At 33.5% G+C, this 21016-nt stretch carries 16 protein-coding genes and 1 pseudogene; all 17 read left to right on the top strand.

Features of this window, described 5'->3' with window-relative positions; all coding sequences use genetic code 11:
- Window positions 1-273 precede the first annotated feature (273 nt).
- Window positions 274-1515, top strand: coding sequence for a sugar transferase (locus tag BUB85_RS15940; RefSeq protein WP_073112317.1), 1242 nt, complete (start codon window positions 274-276; stop codon window positions 1513-1515).
- A gap of 291 nt (window positions 1516-1806) precedes the next feature.
- Entirely contained in the window at window positions 1807-3258 is a 1452-nt protein-coding gene (locus BUB85_RS15935) for a sugar transferase (RefSeq protein WP_073112315.1), read from the top strand.
- Window positions 3259-3678: 420 nt separating this feature from the next.
- Complete coding sequence (locus tag BUB85_RS15930; RefSeq protein ID WP_073112313.1) at window positions 3679-4929, top strand: nucleotide sugar dehydrogenase; 1251 nt, start codon at window positions 3679-3681, stop codon at window positions 4927-4929.
- Between the two features lie 15 nt (window positions 4930-4944).
- Window positions 4945-6642, top strand: coding sequence for a phospho-sugar mutase (locus BUB85_RS15925; RefSeq protein WP_073112311.1), 1698 nt, complete (start codon window positions 4945-4947; stop codon window positions 6640-6642).
- A 23-nt stretch (window positions 6643-6665) separates the two neighbouring features.
- Window positions 6666-7985 carry a sugar phosphate nucleotidyltransferase gene (locus tag BUB85_RS15920; RefSeq protein ID WP_073112309.1) on the top strand — a complete coding sequence of 440 codons (1320 nt, stop codon included), beginning with the start codon at window positions 6666-6668 and terminating at the stop codon, window positions 7983-7985.
- 19 nt (window positions 7986-8004) lie between these two features.
- Complete coding sequence (locus tag BUB85_RS15915; RefSeq protein WP_073112307.1) at window positions 8005-8964, top strand: type I phosphomannose isomerase catalytic subunit; 960 nt, start codon at window positions 8005-8007, stop codon at window positions 8962-8964.
- Between the two features lie 36 nt (window positions 8965-9000).
- Window positions 9001-10035 (top strand): GDP-mannose 4,6-dehydratase, encoded by a 1035-nt coding sequence (gene gmd, locus BUB85_RS15910; RefSeq protein WP_073112305.1) that lies wholly within the window; start codon window positions 9001-9003, stop codon window positions 10033-10035.
- Between the two features lie 90 nt (window positions 10036-10125).
- Window positions 10126-11085 (top strand): GDP-mannose 4,6-dehydratase, encoded by a 960-nt coding sequence (locus BUB85_RS15905; RefSeq protein WP_073112303.1) that lies wholly within the window; start codon window positions 10126-10128, stop codon window positions 11083-11085.
- Window positions 11064-11801, top strand: a complete 738-nt coding sequence (locus BUB85_RS15900) for a WecB/TagA/CpsF family glycosyltransferase (protein ID WP_073112301.1) — start codon at window positions 11064-11066, stop codon at window positions 11799-11801. Before BUB85_RS15905 ends, BUB85_RS15900 begins: the two co-directional genes overlap by 22 nt.
- A 15-nt stretch (window positions 11802-11816) precedes the next feature.
- Window positions 11817-12917: a glycosyltransferase family 4 protein gene (locus tag BUB85_RS15895; RefSeq protein WP_073112299.1), complete on the top strand. Its 1101-nt coding sequence runs from the start codon at window positions 11817-11819 to the stop codon at window positions 12915-12917.
- Between the two features lie 167 nt (window positions 12918-13084).
- Complete coding sequence (locus BUB85_RS15890; RefSeq protein WP_073112297.1) at window positions 13085-14251, top strand: glycosyltransferase family 4 protein; 1167 nt, start codon at window positions 13085-13087, stop codon at window positions 14249-14251.
- Entirely contained in the window at window positions 14244-15413 is a 1170-nt protein-coding gene (locus BUB85_RS15885; RefSeq protein ID WP_073112295.1) for a glycosyltransferase WbsX family protein, read from the top strand. Before BUB85_RS15890 ends, BUB85_RS15885 begins: the two co-directional genes overlap by 8 nt.
- Before the next feature lie 20 nt (window positions 15414-15433).
- Window positions 15434-16750, top strand: coding sequence for an O-antigen polymerase (locus BUB85_RS15880; protein WP_073112293.1), 1317 nt, complete (start codon window positions 15434-15436; stop codon window positions 16748-16750).
- Between the two features lie 814 nt (window positions 16751-17564).
- On the top strand, window positions 17565-18689 hold the full coding sequence (locus BUB85_RS15870; protein ID WP_242945459.1) for a Coenzyme F420 hydrogenase/dehydrogenase, beta subunit C-terminal domain: 1125 nt from the start codon (window positions 17565-17567) through the stop codon (window positions 18687-18689).
- Between the two features lie 74 nt (window positions 18690-18763).
- The gene (locus BUB85_RS15865; protein WP_073112287.1) at window positions 18764-19384 is read left to right on the top strand and encodes an LbetaH domain-containing protein; all 621 of its coding nucleotides are present in this window, start codon (window positions 18764-18766) and stop codon (window positions 19382-19384) included.
- Between the two features lie 15 nt (window positions 19385-19399).
- On the top strand, window positions 19400-20536 hold the full coding sequence (locus BUB85_RS15860; protein ID WP_073112285.1) for a polysaccharide pyruvyl transferase family protein: 1137 nt from the start codon (window positions 19400-19402) through the stop codon (window positions 20534-20536).
- Window positions 20537-20567: 31 nt separating this feature from the next.
- Window positions 20568-21016, top strand: a pseudogene (locus BUB85_RS15855) (hypothetical protein); the annotation flags it as partial.

Here is a 21016-nt window from a genome sequence, read left to right as displayed (position 1 = left end):
CTTAGTAAAGTATTTGAGAATGTAGAAAAAAGGACGAAAAAAGGATTTTGTTGAGAAAATAACTGAGAAAGCATCATAAATCTTAAAAAAAGAAATGGTGCTCAAGATTAGTGCCAAAAAAAGAGCCTAAGAAAGCCCGAGAGGTCAAAGGTGTCGAATTATGTCATTAAAATGTACAATTTGGTACAAAGTGTTGTAATCTGCTCCATTAAATGGTAGAGTGATAGCGTTATAATTTGAATGGCATACTACGTCATGAGGGATGGAAAAGAAATGTATAAGAGAGTGAAGGGAAGCTGGACCAAGCATCTGGATTTTATGATTCTTGATCTGGTTTGTTATGAGGTGGCATTTATGGTCGCCTACATGGTCAGACATGGCTTTAGTGTGCCATACGAGGTAGCAATCTATCGCCATATGAGCATATTAATTATCTTTATTGATATCTGTCTGGTCTTTTTCATGGAAAGTTATAAGAATATATTAAGAAGAGGCTATTTGCAAGAATTTAAGGCAACAGTATCCCTTGCAACAATGTTGGTATTATTGTTATTTTTTTATATGTTCCTGACACGGAGTTCAGACATGTTCTCGCGGACAGTGCTATTGGTATTCTGGGGATTGACGATTGGAATTTCATATGTAGCAAGGCTGATATTAAAGAGCATCGTGCGCAAACATCTGGAGAGCAACGGAGACTGGAGAAGCATTATCGCGATTACTTCGAATGAACTGGCAAAAGAGACCATAGAGAACTTCAAGGAGCGTGCGTACCGCGACTACCGCATCACAGGAGTCATTGTGCCGGATCAGGACATGGTAGGCAGATCCTTTCTGGGGGTGCCGGTCGTAGCATACCTAGATTGTGCAATCGAGTATATGCGGAGCAATGTGGTGGACGAAGTCTTCATCAATCTTCCACCAGAAGAAAAGCTGCCCCAGGAATTGATGGATGCATGCGTTGCCATGGGTATAACCACACACCTGAACCTGCTGCAGGCGTCTCGTACCGGAGGAAAGAAAGTAGTCGAGAAGCTCGGCTCTTACACGGTGCTGACCAGCAGCATCCAGATGGCGTCACCGAGACAGCTGTTCTTCAAGAGAGCACTGGACATCTGCGGAGGGATTGTAGGCTGCATCTTTACAGGTGTCATATTCCTGTTTGTGGCTCCGGTCATCAAGATCCAGAGTCCCGGCCCCGTATTCTTCAAACAGGAGAGAGTCGGGAAAAGCGGAAGAAAGTTCAAACTCTACAAGTTCCGCTCCATGTACGTAGACGCAGAGGAACGCAAGAAAGAACTGATGGCACAGAACGAGATGGATGGCTTCATGTTCAAGATGAAGGACGATCCACGTATCTTCCCATTCGGACATTTCCTGAGAAAGAGCAGCCTGGACGAGTTCCCGCAGTTCTGGAATGTGCTGAAGGGAGACATGAGCCTGGTCGGGAACTGCTATATAATAGGTACAACCAAGAAAAACCCAGTGTTTTCAAGCGTTTGTCCTATTGGCTGAGAACTTTTTTGATTTCTCATTAATGATGTAGTTCGTCAAATAGAATGATGCATGAAAAGAGGTGTGGCTTCTTGGATGCTCAATTTTGACCCAATCTTAATGAGTAGAATCGAAAAAGGAGGATTAGTCTCAGCTCTACAAGTTCTTGCAAACTTGTGGGCTGTTGACATGTCAAAATAAAGATGAATATAAACATGGGAAATTATGATGAGATAGATTATTGTAACCGATGGAAGAGGAAAAAGAAACTGAAGAAACCCGCCGAAATTTTCGGGGGGGGGGTAGAGAGATATGTATAGAAAAAGCTCTAATGGCTGGTTTAAACATTATGATTTTATTATATTAGACTTGATATGTGTTCAGGTCGCATTTCTTTTATCCTATGTACTTAGACATGGGATGACAAATCCTTATATTATTCCAATGTATAGAAATATGGCAATTTTTGTTGAATTGGCAGATGTGGTTGTGCTGTTCTTTTTTGAGACATTGAAAAATGTTCTAAAGAGAGGATACTATCAGGAGTTTTCTACAACAATAAAACATGTTGTGCTAGTAGAATTACTTTCTGTATTATATTTGTTCACCGTACAGGAAGGAGATAAGTATTCAAGAACTGCGCTGTATTTAATGGCTGTTGTATATGCAATTCTTGCATATGTGGTAAGAATTATATGGAAGAAACTAATTCAGAAGAAAATGATTGCTGGCGGTAACAGATCTCTACTGATTGTTACTACTGAGAATATTGCGTCAACCGTTGTGGAAAGAATTAGAAAACGTAATTTTGAATTGTTTAATATTGCGGGAATTGTTATTATTGACAATGATATGCAAGGTGAAATGATTGATGGAATACAGGTTGTAGCTAACTCAAATACGGCAGCTAACTATGTGTGCAGAGAATGGGTTGATGAAGTTTTGATAAATGTGGATTCTGAACATCCGTATCCACAAGACTTGATTGATCAATTTATGGAGACGGGTGTTACTATTCATCTGAATTTAGCAAAAGTGTCAGAAACACTTGGTAGTAAGCAGTTTGTAGAAAAAATTGGTGGATATACAGTGCTTACTGCAAGTATGAATTATGCAACTGTCAAACAGGTGGTTGCAAAGAGACTGCTCGATATCCTTGGAGGAATAGTTGGCTGTATTTTTACTGGAATTGTATTTTTGTTTGTTGCACCAGCAATATATATTAGTTCTCCGGGGCCAATCTTTTTCTCTCAAGTACGAGTTGGTAGAAACGGTAAAAAGTTTAAAATGTACAAGTTCCGAAGTATGTATATGGATGCGGAAGAACGAAAGAAAGATTTGATGAAAGAAAATCGGGTCAAAGATGGTATGATGTTCAAAGTTGAATTTGATACGAGAGTAATCGGTAACAAGATACTGCCAAATGGTAAAAGAAAAACAGGTATTGGAGATTTCATAAGAAGAACTTCGCTGGATGAATTCCCACAGTTCTTTAACGTCTTAAAGGGTGATATGTCGTTAATTGGTACAAGACCACCAACACTTGATGAATGGTCTGCTTATGATCTCCATCATCGAGCACGATTATCAATTAGACCAGGCATTACCGGTTTGTGGCAGGTGAGTGGACGGAGTGAAATTACAGATTTTGAAGAAGTAGTGAAATTAGACACCAAATACATAGCAGAGTGGAGTATGGGGCTGGATCTGCGTATCCTATGTAAAACGGTGTTATCAGTTTTGAAACAAGAAGGGTCCATGTAAAATAGATGTTGTAAATAGTGTCATATATAAGTATAATTTGATATACCGTTTAATCAAAGGCAAATGTTGTTTGAAATATGTTGAATTAAAATAGAATATAATATGTATATGGCATAATATGTTTATGGCATGATATGTTTAGGGCATAATATGAATACGGCATAATATGTTTAGGTCATAATATGTTTAGGTCATAATATGGACAAGAGGTTGTGAGCCGAATGGCTATACTTCAAAGTTCATATTTTCTTACCCGAAAAAGTGAGCAAAAAGCTTGGAAAATCAAGCGTTTTGGTCGACTAAGGAGGGTTGAGGTGCCGCAGTGGATGGAGGATAAATCTTCCGATGTTTGTCGTTTAGTAAATAAAAGAAAGTTATAAAGTCTAGGTAGTGGATAGTGAAAAAAGGAATGTGAGAATTATGAAAAAAAAATATAAAATAGCAGTTGCAGGAACTGGATATGTGGGGTTATCAATTGCAACATTATTATCACAACATCATGAGGTTACAGCTGTAGATATTATTCCAGAAAAAGTGGAGATGATAAATCAAAGAAAATCTCCTATTCAAGATGAGTATATAGAAAAATATTTGAAAGAAAAAGAATTAAATGTGGTGGCTACATTAGATGCAGAATTAGCATATTCAGATGCGAATTTTGTTGTTATAGCTGCGCCTACGAATTATGATTCTGTATCACAACATTTTGATACATCAGCGGTTGAAGCAGTAATAAAATTGGTTATTAAATATAATCCGAAAGCCATTATGATTATTAAGTCAACAATACCAGTTGGTTATACTGATTATATTCGAAAAAAAGTTGGAAGTAAAAATATTATATTTAGCCCTGAATTTTTACGGGAGTCAAAGGCGCTTTATGATAACCTGTATCCTTCGAGAATTATTGTTGGAACAGATTTAGCGGATGAATATCTAGTTGAATCTGCTCATGCTTTTGCTAATCTTCTTCAAGAAGGGGCTATAAAAAAAGATATAGAAACACTTTTTATGGGAATGACAGAGGCAGAAGCTGTAAAACTATTTGCAAATACATACTTAGCTTTAAGAGTCTCTTACTTTAATGAATTGGATACTTATGCAGAGATGAAAGGCTTAGATACAAAGTCAATAATTGATGGAGTAAGCCTTGATCCTCGAATTGGTTCGCATTACAATAATCCTTCCTTTGGATATGGCGGGTATTGTTTGCCGAAAGATACAAAACAACTTTTAGCAAATTATGCCGATGTTCCACAAAATATGATGACAGCAATAGTTGAAAGTAATAGGACAAGAAAGGATTTTATTGCTGATCAAGTGTTGAAAATGGCAGGATATTATGATTATTTTAATCGTGGTGATTTTAGAAAAGAAGATGAAAAAAAATGCGTAATAGGTGTATATAGGCTTACAATGAAAAGTAATTCAGATAATTTCCGTCAAAGTGCTATACAAGGGGTTATGAAAAGAATTAAAGCTAAAGGTGCATCTGTTATTATTTTTGAACCGACATTAGAAGATGAAAGTACATTCTTTGGTAGTGAGATAGTAAATGATTTAGATAAATTTAAATATCAAAGTCAGGCAATTATTGCTAATCGGTGTGACGAATGTTTGGATGATGTTATGGAAAAGGTCTATACAAGAGATATTTTTAAGAGAGATTAGAGAAAAGGAGCTTAAATGAATTATAAAGATAGATATGAACAGTGGCTTGGTGATGATTTCTTTGATGCAGCAATTAGAAAAGAATTGGCTGAAATTTGTGATGAAAAAGAAATTGAAGATCGATTCTATCGAGACTTAGAGTTTGGCACCGGTGGACTTCGAGGAATTATGGGGGCTGGTACTAATCGTATGAATAAGTATACGATTGGTAAAGCAACGCTAGGACTCGGAAAATATCTATTAGATACGTATGGAGAGAAAGCTTGTGAAACTCGTGGTGTTGTAGTTGGATATGACACGAGAAATAATAGTGCAGACTTTGCAAAAATCGCTTCAGATGTGTTTAGTAGTATTGGGATAAAAGTGTTTTTACATGATAGTGCTAGACCAACACCACAGTTAAGTTTTTCTGTAAAACATCTTAAGTGTATAGCTGGCGTGGTAGTCACAGCAAGTCATAATCCAAGAGAATATAATGGCTATAAAGTTTACGATGAATTTGGATGTCAATTAGTACCAGCTCAAGCAAAAAGAGTAATAGAGTATGTAAATGCTGTTTCCGATTATCATACAATTAGGTTTAATGGAAAAGGTGAATTGGTTAATAAGGTAGATGTTACTGATGATTTTGTTTCTGCAGTATTAAATCAGAGCAGATGTCATGATGAAAAAGTAAAAGCAAATTTGAAAATTGTGTATACTCCACTTCATGGAACGGGGAATATTCCAGTTAGAAAGGCACTTCAACAAGATGGATTTACAGATATTAAAATTGTCACAGAACAAGATAATTTTGATGGTAATTTCCCAACAGTTGTTTCACCAAATCCGGAGGATAGAAGAGCTTTGGAGATAGGAATTGAGCTGGCGAAAACAACAAACGCAGATATTGTCTTTGGAACAGATCCTGATAGTGACCGTGTAGGAATTGCTGTAAAAGCTGGTGACAATTATCAACTTATGACGGGCAATCAAGTAGGCGCACTTCTCATGGAGTTTGTGTTAAGTAATACTGATTTTGGTTCTATGAAAAGACCAGCAGTAGTAAAAACAGTTGTAACTTCTGAATTAGGAGCTGATATTGCTAAAAAGAAAGGACTGTCTGTGTTTTCAACTTTGACTGGATTTAAATTTATTGGAGAAAAAATCACACAGTTCGAGCAGGCTAAATTAAATGGAAATATTGAACAGGATTATGATTTTGTTTTAGGTTATGAAGAATCTTATGGTTATCTTGCCGGGACTCATGCAAGAGATAAAGACGCAGTGGTATCTAGTTTGCTAATTTGTGAAATGGCAGCAATGGCTAAGGCAGAAGGAAAAACTTTAATTGATAAAATTAATGATATTTATTCTGAATTTGGATATTATCGTGATGCGTTGGATAGTTTCACATTAAAAGGTAAGGAGGGGCTTGAGAAGATAGCTGACATGATGACAGAACTTAGAAAATCAAGTTCTCCTTTTGATGAAACTGCAAGCGTGATAGATTATAGTTTACCAGTTGATGCAGAATATGGATTTGGCAAGTTACCGACGTCAAATGTTCTCAGATATGATCTAGAAGATGGTTCGTGGATTGCAGTCAGGCCATCCGGAACAGAGCCCAAAATTAAAATTTATTATAGTATTAAGGGGATCAACAAAACAGAAGCTGAAACAAGGCTAGAACTAATTCGAAATACAATTCAGACAAAGCTTAGATTGAAATAATTAAAGAAGAAAGGATACATATTATGAATATTATTTTGCTTTCTGGTGGAAGTGGAAAACGTCTTTGGCCTTTGTCAAACGATGTGCGTAGTAAACAATTTATCAAATTATTTAAAGATGATGCAGGTAATTATGAATCAATGGTTCAAAGAGTATATCGCCAAGTGACTTCTGTTGATTCTGAAGCAAAGATAACAATTGCAACTAGTAAATCACAGGCAAGTGCGATTAAAAATCAGCTTGAAGGAAAAGCGTCCATTTGCGTTGAACCATGTCGAAGGGACACTTTTCCAGCCATTTTACTCGCTGCAGCATATTTGCATGATGAATTAGGCGTTTGTGAAAGTGAAGCAGTAGTTGTATGCCCAGTAGACCCTTACGTTGATAATACTTATTATGAAGGTGTAGAAAAGCTTGGTGAATTGGTAGAATCAGGTACAGCAAATTTAACATTGATGGGAATTGAACCAACATATCCAAGCGAAAAATATGGATATATTATTCCGAAAAATTCTGAACCAATTAGTATCGTAAAAGAATTTAAAGAAAAGCCGGACACAGAAACAGCTAAAAAATATTTAGAAAAAAAAGCATTATGGAACGCAGGTGTTTTTGCTTTTAAATTGGGATATTTGTTAGAAAAGGCACATAGCATGGCTGAATTTACGGATTATCGTGATTTGTATTCTAAATATGAATCCCTTACCAAAATTAGTTTTGATTATGCCGTGGTTGAAAAAGAACCAAGTATCCAAGTTATGCGATATAATGGTGATTGGAAAGATGTTGGAACGTGGAATATGATGGCTGAAGTGATGGCCGATGATATTAAGGGAAAAGGCATTATGGATGATACTTGTTCAAATACACAAATTGTAAATGAATTAAATATTCCAATCATTGCTATGGGATGTAAAGATATGGTTATTGCAGCCAGCGGCGATGGTATCCTTGTTTCTGATAAAGAGCGTAGTGGTTATATGAAACCATATGTAGAAAAAATTAGTACAGATGCGATGTATGCTGAAAAATCATGGGGTACTTACACAGTAGTAGATGCACAACCAGGCTCTATGACAGTTAAGATATCTATGCGTGCAGGAGAACAAATGAGTTATCACAGTCATGATTATAGAGATGAAGTATGGACGGTCGTTTCTGGATGTGGACGTGCTCTTGTTGATGGAATGGAACAGGTTCTTAGAGTAGGTGATGTTCTAACAATTGCCGCAGGGTGCAAACATACGATGGTGGCAGATTCCAATCTTGATATTGTTGAGGTTCAGATAGGAGAAACAATTAGTGCTGAAGATAAAAAGAAATATGAAACAACTGCTGAATAATTTGGAGGATTAGTACACAATGGAAGCGATGAAACTCTTACCAAAGGGGAAAGATTATCTTTGGGGCGGTACGAGGCTTCGGGAGGAGTATAACAAAAAATTAGATATTAATCCGTTAGCAGAGACATGGGAATGTTCTGTGCATCCCGATGGAGTAAGTATAGTAGCTAATGGGAAAAATGCAGGAAAATCACTTTCAGAGGTAATAGAAAGACATCCAGAATATTTAGGTAGTAAAATAGAGAGTAAGGAATTACCAATTCTTGTTAAATTTATAGATGCCAAGAAAGATTTGTCGGTGCAAGTACATCCCACGGATGAATATGCTCGAATACATGAAAATCAAAACGGAAAAACAGAAATGTGGTATGTTATGGATGCCGATGAAAATGCTAGTCTAATATATGGATTTGAACATCCAGTAACTGAAGATGTATTGAAAAGATCAGTGTCAGATGGAACGTTAGATAAACATCTCCATAGGACCAAAATTAAAAAAGGCGATGTATATTATGTCCCAGCTGGAACGGTTCATGGAATTGGAGCAGGAACTTTAATTGCAGAAATACAGGAAAGTTCAAACGTGACTTATCGAGTATATGATTATGATAGAACTGACAAAAATGGTAATAAGCGAGAACTTCATTTTGATAAAGCGATCGATGTGATGGACATGTCAATCGTACCGGATATTACCCAAAAACCCAAATTAATACATTGTTATCCGGGGTGTTCAAGACAGATTCTATGCAGATGTAAATATTTTGAAGTGGAAAAAATTGAAGTATTACATGGATGTTCTTTTTCCGTGTTAGATACATCATTCCAGGTATTATTATGTTTATCTGGAGATGGTGGTTTGGAAATCGAAACAAACAGACCGGTTAGGTTTAAAAAAGGAGATTGCATATTTCTTCCATCTGGTATTGGCAGGTGCCATTTGCTAGGCGAAGCAGAGCTATTAAAGATACGTTGCTAAAAAATAGCTAATCGTATAAAAAAGAAGGAGATTGATATGAAGAAAGCATTGATTACAGGTATTACAGGACAGGATGGTTCTTATTTAGCAGAATTATTATTAGAAAAGGGATATGAAGTACATGGTATTATTCGACGTGCATCTGTTTCAACGACCTCTCGTATAGATCACATTTTAGATAAAGTTACAATTCATGAAGGCGATTTGTCGGATTCCTCAAGTATTATACGAATCGTATTACAAGTTAAGCCAGATGAAATTTATAATCTTGCGGCGCAGAGTCATGTTCAGGTATCTTTTGATGCGGCTGAATATACAGGAGATGTCGATGCACTTGGTGTTTTACGTATTCTTGAGGCGGTACATACCGCTGGTTTAGAAAAAACATGTCGTATTTACCAGGCATCAACTTCAGAACTTTATGGTCAAGTTGAAGAATGCCCTCAAAATGAGAATACACCATTCCATCCATTTAGCCCATATGCAGTTGCTAAACAGTATGGTTTCTGGATGATGAAAGAATATCGTGATGCATATAATATGTATTGTTGTAATGGTATTTTATTTAATCATGAGTCTGAGCGTAGAGGGGATAACTTTGTTACTAGAAAAATTACACTTGCCGCAGGACGTATTGCTTGTGGACTTCAAGACCATTTGGAACTTGGAAACATGGATTCATTACGTGATTGGGGTTATGCAAAGGATTATGTGGAATGCATGTGGCTTATTTTACAACAGGACGAACCGGATGATTATGTAATTGCTACTGGAGTACAACATACTGTTCGTGAATTCACAGAGCTCGCATTTAAAAATGACGGTATTGAACTTGAATGGAAGGGTGAAGGGCTAGATGAGAAGGGATACGACAAAAAGACGGGTAAGATGCTTGTTTGCGTAAATCCTCAGTGGTTCCGTCCTACTGATGTGGTTAATCTTTGGGGAGATCCAACTAAGGCTAAAACAAAACTAGGATGGAATCCACAAAAAACAAGTTATGAAGAGCTATGCGCTATCATGGCTGAGCACGATCTTCAACTTGCAAAGACAGAGGCAGGTTTAAAGTAATCTATTAACAGGAATAGTATGGATGATTGTGTTTTTATTGTCTGTATTATTCCTAAAGCTATTTTTATAGGATAGGGTATAGGTACCAATATGAGTAAAGTATTGATTTTTGGGATTAGCGGATTTGTTGGTAAGTATCTAACTCAAGAATTTGTAAATTGTGGATATTCAGTATTTGGCAGTGATAAGTTGAACAGTGGCATACCGAATGGAATCCCATTTGTGGAAGCGGATTTGCTTAATGAGATTCAAGTGGAAAAGGTAATAAGTGATATCGAACCGGATATGATTGTGAATCTTGCGGCAATTAGTAGCGTAAGTGCATCATGGGATATTCCACAAGTGACCATGTCAGTTAATGTAATTGGTGCTTTAAATATTTTGGAAGCAGCAAGAAAGCAGGATAAAAAACCGAGAGTAATGTTCATTGGTTCTAGTGAGGAATATGCTGATTCTGATAAGCCAATTAATGAAGAAACAAAGCTTAATGCAAATAATCCTTATGGAATTTCAAAGATGGCACAAGAGCGATTTGCAACAGTATATAGAGAAAGATATGATATGGCGATTTATTGCGTAAGGCCATTTAATCATACAGGAGTTGGACAACGTGATAATTTTGTGCTACCTAGCTTTTGTAAGCAGGTAGCAGAAATTGAAAAAAGTGGAAAAGCGGGAGTTATTCAAGTTGGGAACCTTGCAGCAGAAAGAGATTTTACTGATGTGAGAGATATTGTAAGAGCTTATCGTATGATTATAGAGAGCAATGATTGTACAAAAGTGTATAATGTTGGTTCGGGAAGGGCTTATAGCTTACGAGAATTGCTGGAGTATATAGTATCACTAAGTAATCAGGACATAACAGTAGAGGTTGACCCCAAAAGATTTAGACCAATAGATACTCCAAGGGTTGTATGCAATTACAATTTGATTGAAAAAGAGCTAGGTTGGAAACCAGAATATAGAATAAAAGATACCTTGAAGGAGATTTTCGAAGGTTATTTAGGTGATATGAATGGAGAAAGAGGATGGCAAGAATACGACTTTTGAATACATACATAGATAATTTGACTATGCAGGAAGCAATTCATAGTATAGACAAATTAATACAAAAAAAGGAAAAATCATATGTAGTTACTCCAAACTTGGATCATATTGTATTAATTGAAAAAGATTGTTTGTTTAAAGAAATCTATGAAATGGCTTCGTTGATTTTAACAGATGGGCAACCACTGATATGGATATCAAAAATTAAGCATACACCAATAGTTCAAAAAGTTTCTGGGTCTGATTTATTTCCGAAGGTTTGCGAAATGGCTTCGATGAAGGGGTATTCACTTTTTATCCTAGGAGCAGCAAAAGGAGTAGCCGAAAAAGCTGCAGATAATTTATGTATGAAATATGAAGGGCTGAAAGTAGTTGGAACATACTCTCCTAAAATTGGATTTGAAAAAGATAAAAAGGAAATGAATCATATATATCAGATGATTCATGATGTAAAGCCAGATATTTTAGCTGTTTCTTTAGGATCTCCCAAGGGTGAAAAATTTATTTATCAAAATTTAGAAGAATTAGATGTACCACTTAGTATGTCTATTGGAGCTGCAGTTGATTTTGAAGCTGGAAAGGTAAATAGAGCGCCAAATTGGATGTCAAAATGTGGCTTAGAATGGCTTTATCGCACATTTAAAGAACCTAAAAGATTGGCAAAAAGATATTGGAACGATGCAAAATCGATAATTCCTATATTAATAAAATACAAATAAATTAGGAGGTAGAAAATGAAAATATTGATTGATTTGACATCTTTGGCAGATAATTTTTCTGGAATTGAAAGATTTGCAATGAATATTTCGATTGGTTTGATTAATCAATCAAGAAATCACGATTTTATTCTTTTTTTTAAAAATGAAATCAATAGAGAATTTCTGAAATACAAAGAGAACCAACATATAAAGTTTGTAGTATTAAAAGGAAAGAATAAATTGATTTTTAACCAAGTCATATTGCCAAAGGCCCTTTATAAGTATAAAGCAGATCGATATTTTTTTCCGGCATTTCCAGATCCGATTTTGTTTTTCAGACATAATGTATATACGACTATTCATGATTTGGGGTGTTGGGATAGTCCAGACTCAATGACGAATTTAAGTAGAAAATACTTTAAAATATCATATAGAAAATCTATGAAATTTAGTGAAAAGATATTAACCGTTTCGAATTTCTCTAAAAGAAGAATTACTAAAATTGGAAAAATCAGTGAAAATAAAATACATGTAATATATAATGGTATAAATGAGAAGTTTCAAAATAATCCCGATTATAGTGTATTGGGAAAATACAATATTCCTTCAAATTATATTTTGACGTTATCAACATTGGAACCGAGAAAGAACTTATCATTATTAATTAAAGCATATGAAAGAATGCTGAATATTGAAACAGGGATACCTGAATTGGTTCTAGCGGGTAGAAAAGGATGGAAAATGGATGATTTTTTGAGTGGGTATGGTAAGAATATTATTGAACATATTCACTTTACAGGATTTATTGATGATGAAGATTTGTCAGCAATCTATTCAATAGCTAGTCTTTTTGTATTTCCAACAAAATATGAAGGATTCGGTATTCCACCGTTGGAATCTATGGCATGTGGAACGCCTGTCGTATCGTCAGATGCTGCTTCAATGACAGAAGTACTAGGAGATGCAGCTCTTTTCTTTGAGAGTGATAATATAGAATCATTTTTGGATAAAATGAAACAGGCTTTGGAAATGACTGATAATGAAAGAAATCAATTAATTGAAGAAGGGTATAAACAAGTACAAAAATTTTCTTGGGATAGAGAGTCAAAAAGACTTCTGTCAATTATAGAAAAATAGTGAAAAATATTTTCTGTGATCGACATTAATCAGAGCAATATAATACAAAGAGGTTTAATACAGCAAAAAAGATTTTGGGGATAGTAGAAACAACCCAAAGGAATGGCGGCTAAATTTGATGAATTATGTAAAGAATAGAGTATGTATGCAAAGGAGACTAGCAATATATGGACAATAACAATAATAAAGTTTTATTTTTTACTAATACTCCTCCTGAATATAGAATTCCGCTTTATCAAATTCTAACATCTTTATATCCAATAACCTTTATTTTTACAGAATTAGATTTAGCAAAAAAGATATACAAGTGTGATTTGGATAATGATAAAATGAAAAAAATAAGATATCATGAACTTCAAAAAAAAGGTGGAATATTTAAAGATATTAGAAATATTATTCTTGAGGATGGTGTAAAATGTGTTGTTATTCCGCCCCTTGATTCATTAAGGGAGTCAATTTATGCATATTGGATTTTCAGTTGGGCAAAATGGACCGGAAAAAAAACTATTTATTTTTGGGGAAAATGGGAATCTTCTAGTAAAATGCAGCCTATTACAAAATGGCTAAAAAATATGCTTCAAAGAGTAGTTGCAAGACCAATTATAAAAAAATCGGATTATACATTAGGATATGGTGTTAAAGCTTGTGAATATCTTGTCAAAAATGGAGCGAAAAAAGATAAATGTGAAAAAGTATTTTATTCTAGTATGTCTCCAAAGTGTGAACAAACAAATTGGAAAAAAAAATACAATATTCCAGAAGAAAAAAAATGTGTATTGTATTTTGGTAGAGTAATTGAAAAAAAAGGGCTTAGATACCTTATTGAAGCTTTTAATGAGTTGGATGAAAAGGTAAAGAGTCAATTGTGGTTAGTAATAGTGGGGGATGGCCCTGATAAAAAACAACTTGAAGATTATTCTAAGGAGCTTGGTCTTAAAAATATAACTTGGGTTGGATACATACATCCCAATATTCGATATAATTATTTTTCACAATGTGAGATATTTGTTTTACCGACTTATTATTATAAGGGAAGTGTTGAGGCATGGGGAATGACAATGAACGAGGCAATGCAATGTGGTGAGATATTAATTGCTACAGAGGCAGTAGGTTCTGCATATGAACTAATTAATAAAAAAAATGGTTATATTGTAAAAGCAGGGGATTCCCATAGCCTTTCCAGAGCATTAGAAGATGCTTTAACAAAAAAAAATCGCGATGATGTAAAACAAGAAAATGATCGATTGCTTGGAATATATAATTATCAAAACAGCGCAAATAAATTCATGACTATATTTGAAAAATGTATTGGAGGGGGTGAAAAGCATGAATGATGAAGTTAAAATAGTAGCAAATTATTTGCCTCAGTTTCATGAGATTCCTGAGAATAATCAATTTTGGGGAAAAGGGTATACAGATTGGGTTGCTGTTAGAAATGCCAAACCCTTATTTGATGGTCATAATCAGCCGAAAGTACCGTATGCCCAAAATTATTATTCGTTAGATACTTATGATTCAATAGAGAAACAAGTGAAACTTGCTAACCAATATGGTATTTATGGATTCAATATATATCATTATTGGTTTAATAATGATTTGAATTTATTAACAAAGCCTGCTCAAATTATTCGAAATAGTTCAGAACTTCAGATTCATTATATGTTTACTTGGGACAATGCATCTTGGAAAAGAACATGGAGTGCAGTAAAACATGCAAATGATTGGGCACCAGTAAATGACAATAATGAAAATCAAGAAAATAAAAGTCAGAATTCGACTGGAATTTTAGCAGAATTAATATATGGCACAGAAAATGATTGGAAAAATCATTTTGAGTATTTACTTAAGTATTTTAAGGATGAACGATATATAAAGGAAGAAAATATGCCCTTATTTGGTATCTTTAATCCCGATAATCAGCCGAAAGTATTAAAAAAAATGATGACATTTTGGAATAAATTGGCGCAAGAAAATGGATTTGATGGAGTCAAGTTTATTTGTAAAAATAACCATGGAGAAAATAAAATTTCTTCGTTTAGTTTTGCTTATGAACCAGGAAATTCAGCGTGGGAATCAAGAACTTTGGTCAATAAGGTTTGGAAATATTTTGATAGAAAAAAAACGGGTACAAAACCTAAAGTATATCAGTATGAAAATGTATGGAGAAATCTTATTCATAGAGCGAAAAAAAGTCATGATAAAAATCTTTGTTTTGGATGTTTTGTAAATTTTGATGATTCGCCAAGGCGAGGATGTAATGGGCGTATTATAAGTGGTGGAACACCAAAACTATTTGAGAACTATTTGGCACAGTTAATTCAAATTTGCAAGCTAAAGAAAAAGACTATTCTCTTTATTACTGCATGGAATGAATGGGGAGAAGGAGCATATTTAGAACCAGATGAATCAAATGGAGTCGAATATTTAGTAGCTTTAAAAAACGCTATTATAAGTGTTAATGAGCTAGAGGATAATTCTTTAGATGCCGATGAATAGTTAGGAGAAAAATAAATTATATGGGACTTGGATATCTGGTTATATACACAATTATAATCTGCACAATTACTTTGAAATCATACATAACGAAAAATAACATTCTATATAGAGCTTTGTGGACGGAATATGCTGTTTCAGCAATATTTTGCGTGTTTGCTTGTCTAAATCGCCGTATTGTTGGATATGGTACAATGCATAATAGATGGTATGATCTCAGTGACACAACCTTATGGGGCTATTTACTTCTAATTGTATGTAATGTTATTGCTTTTAAGCCATTTAAAATTTTTGATGAAAATCGTAAACTTGAAAATTATGGAAAAACAGAAAAAAAACAAAATTTTTTCATTATATATTCTATCATCTATATAATAACGGCCTTAATATTTATTATTTTCGCTTTGGGGTTTATTAAATCAGCAATAACTGTTTCGAATTTTGGAGATTTAAGACAAAACTTGTTTGATAACGGTGAAAATGAGGCAGTGGGAAGAGTATCGCTGAATTTTGTAGCTAATATATGCTTTAAGTTATGTCTTGAATTTAAGCTTGCTAGTGTTTTTATTGTATTTGCAATGATAAAAGAGAAAGTTAAACCGGTCTTAGCTACATTGCTTTTAATAACAACTTTTTTTGTATATTATGTAAGTTGTTCATCAATGGCGGCAAGAGGGGGGATGCTAATTTTTTCATTTTGTGCTTGCACTATAGGATTGATCTTTTATAAGTATTTGTCGAAAATAAATAGAAAAAAAGTAGCAATAGCAGCTTTGGTTTTTGGGGGAATTGTAGTTTCCTTCTTCTTTACAGTGTCTATGTCACGACTTGCGAACGCTGTTAGTGATGTTAATCCGCTCTTGCGAAATACTGTCTTTTATCTTGGACATGGACCAATTGAGTTTAGCAAAATCACAGGTTCATTACATGATTTTGCATATGGTAGAACAATTATAGGTAGATTGTTTAGTAACTTCTTTGGAACAAATTATAGTTGGGATATCATTGCAAGTGATATAGGTTTTCCTAACATAGGTCCAGTGTTTGTTACATATCTTGGGTTTATTTATACGGATTTTGGTGCGTTCGGATGTATTGCGTTTACATCTATTTGGTCTTATATAACATATACATTAATAAAGAAAAGACCTTATAACTTTAGCACCATTTATTATTTATTGTATTATTTGTTTTTTTATGTTACAGGAAATTTTACAATAGGAAGACTCGAATATGCATCATTGGTAACTACTACAATTATATATTTTATTATTAAAACGATAGAAGTATATCCCCCATTTAAACGGATTTTCACTGCGAGGATTAGAGTGGGAAAATAAGATGAGAGGTGTTGAAATTTTTGAAATTGTTGAAAAGAAAAAAATAATACATCAAATCAGATGGCAAATTATTTAAAAAGAGAATGGTATAATTACAAAATCGATATTTACGATGAATAAGGTTTTAGTTGCCAAACATTCTTATGGTAGACTTAAAATAGTTTTATTTAATTGTAAATCAAAGTTAATAATTGAAAATTTTGTTTCTATTGCAAATAATGTTGCTTTTCTGCTTAATGCGGATCATTTTACGACACATATATATCAAAAAGAAGAATGTAGATTTATTAAACAAAAAGGAATTAGACGCGTTATTAGGGAAAATTGTTGATAATATGAAAACTATGATGCTATCATTGATTCACAGTATCGAAAAGTAATGTATGATGGGGGATCTGCGTAGTTGAAATTTATTCTTAGAAAAAAATTGGATTGCCTAATATATATTAATATGAAGATGTAATTAAATGTACATTTGGTGAATGTGATAAAGATAAAGATAGTCGTTGCATCCCTGAAATTACCCGTGGTTTGACTATATATTCCGGAGGCCTTTGAAGCACATAGCTCTGAGTTACAAGAATATTCAGTTTGACCATTTACCAAGATAAAAAGTTAAAGAATTAATTTTCATAAATGATTTCCCAGCACTCTTTAAAGATTATTTGAAAAGAGCTAATTGATACATTGAAGATAAATCAGAAGAAAGAAAAGTTATTTTTGTTCGTGCATGAAACGAGTAGGGGAAGGCAGTTATCTAGAACCAGACCTGGATTCTGGCTTACAATATTTGGAGGGCAAAAAAAAGTTGAAAATGAGTCAAAATAATATAGGTATTATTAAAGATAATTGTTGTGGATGTGGTATTTGTGAGGCTGTTTGTTCTGCGGAAGCGATTATAGAAAAAAGAAGCGTTAGAAATTCAATAGTATATAGTGTCAAGGATAGTTGTATTAATTGTGGGTTGTGTCTTCGTGTATGTCCAGTCAATACAAAAGAATTTAATAAAAAAAACGACTATTTTTACAGAGCCATTTCCAAAAATGAACAAATTCTTAATAAATCATCATCCGGTGGTGTTGCATATGAAACTTCTAAAAAATTTATAGAAAAAGGTTTTTGTGTTTATTCGGCTATTTGGAGTGTGCCTAATCAAAGAGTTGAACACAGACGAATCAAAGAATTAGGTGATTTAAAATCCATACAAGGAAGCAAATATGTACAAAGTGTTATTGATAAATCAACGTATCTTGAGATTAAGAAGGATGTAGTGGAGGGAAGAGTTTTATTTATCGGATGTCCTTGCCAGGTTGCTGCAGTAAGAAATCTGGTAAATGATAGCAAAAATCTTTATACTGTAGATTTGTTGTGTCACGGCGTTCCGAGTCCAAATTTGTTATCAGAACAGATAAGCTATTTGAATATTAAATCAATCAGAAATATATCATTTAGAAATAGATTGTCATTTACGCTATCAATAGAAAGTTGTGAACAGATATACGAGGTTGATGGTTATCAAAATCCATATTATTCACTCTTCTTGAATTATTCTTCATTTCGTGAAAGCTGTTATAAATGCATATTTGCGTGCGAAAAAAGAGTTGGAGATATTACTATTGGAGATTATGTTGAAAATAATAAGGGATACTCTTGCTTAATCCCAAACTCTGAAAAAGGAACTGAAATTGTGAAAGATTTGTTTGATAGCATGAGATTGGAAAAAAGGAATATCTTAGATTTAAAAGGTAACGAGTCTTATTATTATCCTACAAAAAAGAAAAAAGAAGTTGAGAAATTCACAAGATTATATGAAAAATACGGATTAATTTTAGCCTATTATTGTACATTCTATAAGCTGGCAATAAAGAAGTTTATTTTACGTGTCGTTGGAGAAAAGACATATTCGCATGTTAAATCTCTATTTAAGAAACAAAGCTAAAGGAGTACATTCTTAGATTAAGCTAATAGAAGTACATTGTACAATAGGAAATATTGAAATGAATGGAGTAAAAAATGTTTGGCTTGAAGACTAAGTTATTAATTCAAATTAGAAAAAAATCATGGAGAAATAGAAATAGAAATAATTATACAAATATAAATACTTTATTTGATATAAACCAAGTTGTTGTGGGAAATAAGACTTATGGTAACTTGAATATTAATATTGGAACAAATAAAAATCGAAAAATTACAATTGGAAATTATTGTTCAATAGCTCCGAATGTTCAATTTATAATTAATCCACATAATTATAAGTTTTTCTCTTCGTGGGGATGGCAGATTTATGAATATAAAGAGCAATATTATGACTGGGAGAAAAAAACATCAATAATTGTTGAAGATGATGTATGGATTGGACAAGGTGCAGTCATACTTGGTGGAGCTATTCTAAGACAAGGATGTGTAATTGGTGCGGGGACAATAGTGAGTTGTGAAGTACCACCTTATGCAATTTATGCAGGTAATAGAATTATTAAATATCGATTTGAACAAGAAATTTGTGAAAAAATGATGATGATAGATTATTCGAAATTTGATAAAGAAACTATAAATAGACTTAAAGGTTGGCATAGGATTGAAATTAATCGTGATAATATTGATGAATTTCTTAGTCTTGTTCCATTAAAAGAATAGAAAGGTAAATAAAAAATGAAAGTTTATATGCCATACCATTTGGGCTGTGGAAATCGAGGATGTGAAGGGATAGCTAGAGGAATCGCGAAAGTATTAAATTTAAATAAAAGCCAAGTAGTGCTTTTTGATTTTTCATCGAATGAATATCAAGGTGATTTAGCGCTTGACTTAAATGATATTGGGGAACTTAGATGCCCACAACAAGAAATAAACTTTGAGATTAGACGACTTGTTTCTCGTGCTTTTCAAAAAATAGGAATCTCATTTTTTTATGAAAATTTGATGAGTAATTATTACATTCGAGATGCAAAACCTGGTGATTGGTTATTTATTACAGGTGGGGATATTTATTGTTACGAAGGTGCAGGGAAATTACCAAATTTGATAGTAAAAAAAGCTAAGATGAAAGGTATTAATACTGCGCTTTTTGGCGTTTCGATGGAAAAACAATTTTTGACATCAGATATAGTAAGTGGGTTAAGGAACTTTGATGTTATAACGACAAGAGAAACTCTTTCATCAAATACTTTGAAAAATCTTGGTCTTGCAAATTATCTTTTCCCAGACCCTGCTTTCTCATTAACACCAAAAGAATGCGATTTACCTGACTATTTTAAAAGAAAAGTTGTAGGAATAAATTTTAGTTCATTTACTGATACAGATACATTATTTAATGAAAGTATGTCTAATTTGATTGAATATTTGTTGGGGAAGAATTATGAAGTTTGTTTGATACCACATGTTTTGTGGAAAGACCAGGATGATAGAATTGTTATGGGAAAATTTAAAGATAAATATAAAGAGAGAATTCATGTTTTAAAAACTGAAAAGATGTCTTATTTGGAAATTAGATATGCAATATCAAAATGTAAATATTTTATAGGAGGCAGAACGCATTCAGTAATTTCTGCATATAGTACTGGCGTCCCGTGTCTAGCACTTGGGTATTCTGTGAAAGCTATTGGGATTGCTAAAGATTTGGGATTGCCGGATTATACTGTTATAAATAGTAAAAAATTGAAAAATGGTAACCATTTCGTGGAGTCATTTAAATCTTTGGAAGATGATGAGAAGAGAATAAAAACATTATATGAAGGAATACCTAATTATATAAGTGAATTAAAACACATTACTGAAATAATAAAGTTGTGATTTAAGTATATATTGGTGGATTGGTGGTCGTATGAAACAAAACAGTGAAAATAAGTATTATCAATTGGTATTTAATATTTTTTTATTTGCGCTAGGGAATATAGGATCAAAGTTTTTGGTATTTTTTCTGATGCCATTATATACTAATGAACTTACAACGACAGAGTATGGAATTAGTGAATTAGTACTTACTGGTACTAATTTACTAATTCCTTTTCTGAGTATATCGATTCAGGATGCCACATTGAGATTTGCGCTAGATAAAAAAAATGTATCTGGAGAGGTTCTTAAAAACACCGTTTTTATTTTAACGATAGGTACAGTATTAACAATCGCTCTTAATCCTATAATTGGTAAATACAGAGCTATTTCTGAATGGTCCAATTACTTTATCACTATTACGATTGTATATATGATTCGAAATGCATTATCAGTATATCTGAAATCTATTGATAAAACAAAATTGTTCGCAGTAGATTC

This window comes from Hespellia stercorisuis DSM 15480, from assembly GCF_900142165.1.
Classification (GTDB): Bacteria; Bacillota; Clostridia; order Lachnospirales; family Lachnospiraceae; genus Hespellia; species Hespellia stercorisuis.
Note: the sequence above shows the minus strand (reverse complement) of the source record. Positions and strands in the feature narration are given on the sequence as shown.

Coding starts and splice junctions, on each gene's coding strand:
- BUB85_RS15935 (WP_073112315.1), top strand. CDS start 1,807: ATGTATAGAAAAAGCTCTAATGGCTGGTTTAAACATTATGATTTTATT.
- BUB85_RS15890 (WP_073112297.1), top strand. CDS start 13,085: ATGGACAATAACAATAATAAAGTTTTATTTTTTACTAATACTCCTCCT.
- BUB85_RS15920 (WP_073112309.1), top strand. CDS start 6,666: ATGAATATTATTTTGCTTTCTGGTGGAAGTGGAAAACGTCTTTGGCCT.
- BUB85_RS15895 (WP_073112299.1), top strand. CDS start 11,817: ATGAAAATATTGATTGATTTGACATCTTTGGCAGATAATTTTTCTGGA.
- BUB85_RS15870 (WP_242945459.1), top strand. CDS start 17,565: ATGAGTCAAAATAATATAGGTATTATTAAAGATAATTGTTGTGGATGT.
- gmd (WP_073112305.1), top strand. CDS start 9,001: ATGAAGAAAGCATTGATTACAGGTATTACAGGACAGGATGGTTCTTAT.
- BUB85_RS15925 (WP_073112311.1), top strand. CDS start 4,945: ATGAATTATAAAGATAGATATGAACAGTGGCTTGGTGATGATTTCTTT.
- BUB85_RS15930 (WP_073112313.1), top strand. CDS start 3,679: ATGAAAAAAAAATATAAAATAGCAGTTGCAGGAACTGGATATGTGGGG.
- BUB85_RS15860 (WP_073112285.1), top strand. CDS start 19,400: ATGAAAGTTTATATGCCATACCATTTGGGCTGTGGAAATCGAGGATGT.
- BUB85_RS15915 (WP_073112307.1), top strand. CDS start 8,005: ATGGAAGCGATGAAACTCTTACCAAAGGGGAAAGATTATCTTTGGGGC.
- BUB85_RS15865 (WP_073112287.1), top strand. CDS start 18,764: ATGTTTGGCTTGAAGACTAAGTTATTAATTCAAATTAGAAAAAAATCA.
- BUB85_RS15885 (WP_073112295.1), top strand. CDS start 14,244: ATGAATGATGAAGTTAAAATAGTAGCAAATTATTTGCCTCAGTTTCAT.
- BUB85_RS15905 (WP_073112303.1), top strand. CDS start 10,126: ATGAGTAAAGTATTGATTTTTGGGATTAGCGGATTTGTTGGTAAGTAT.
- BUB85_RS15880 (WP_073112293.1), top strand. CDS start 15,434: ATGGGACTTGGATATCTGGTTATATACACAATTATAATCTGCACAATT.
- BUB85_RS15900 (WP_073112301.1), top strand. CDS start 11,064: ATGGCAAGAATACGACTTTTGAATACATACATAGATAATTTGACTATG.
- BUB85_RS15940 (WP_073112317.1), top strand. CDS start 274: ATGTATAAGAGAGTGAAGGGAAGCTGGACCAAGCATCTGGATTTTATG.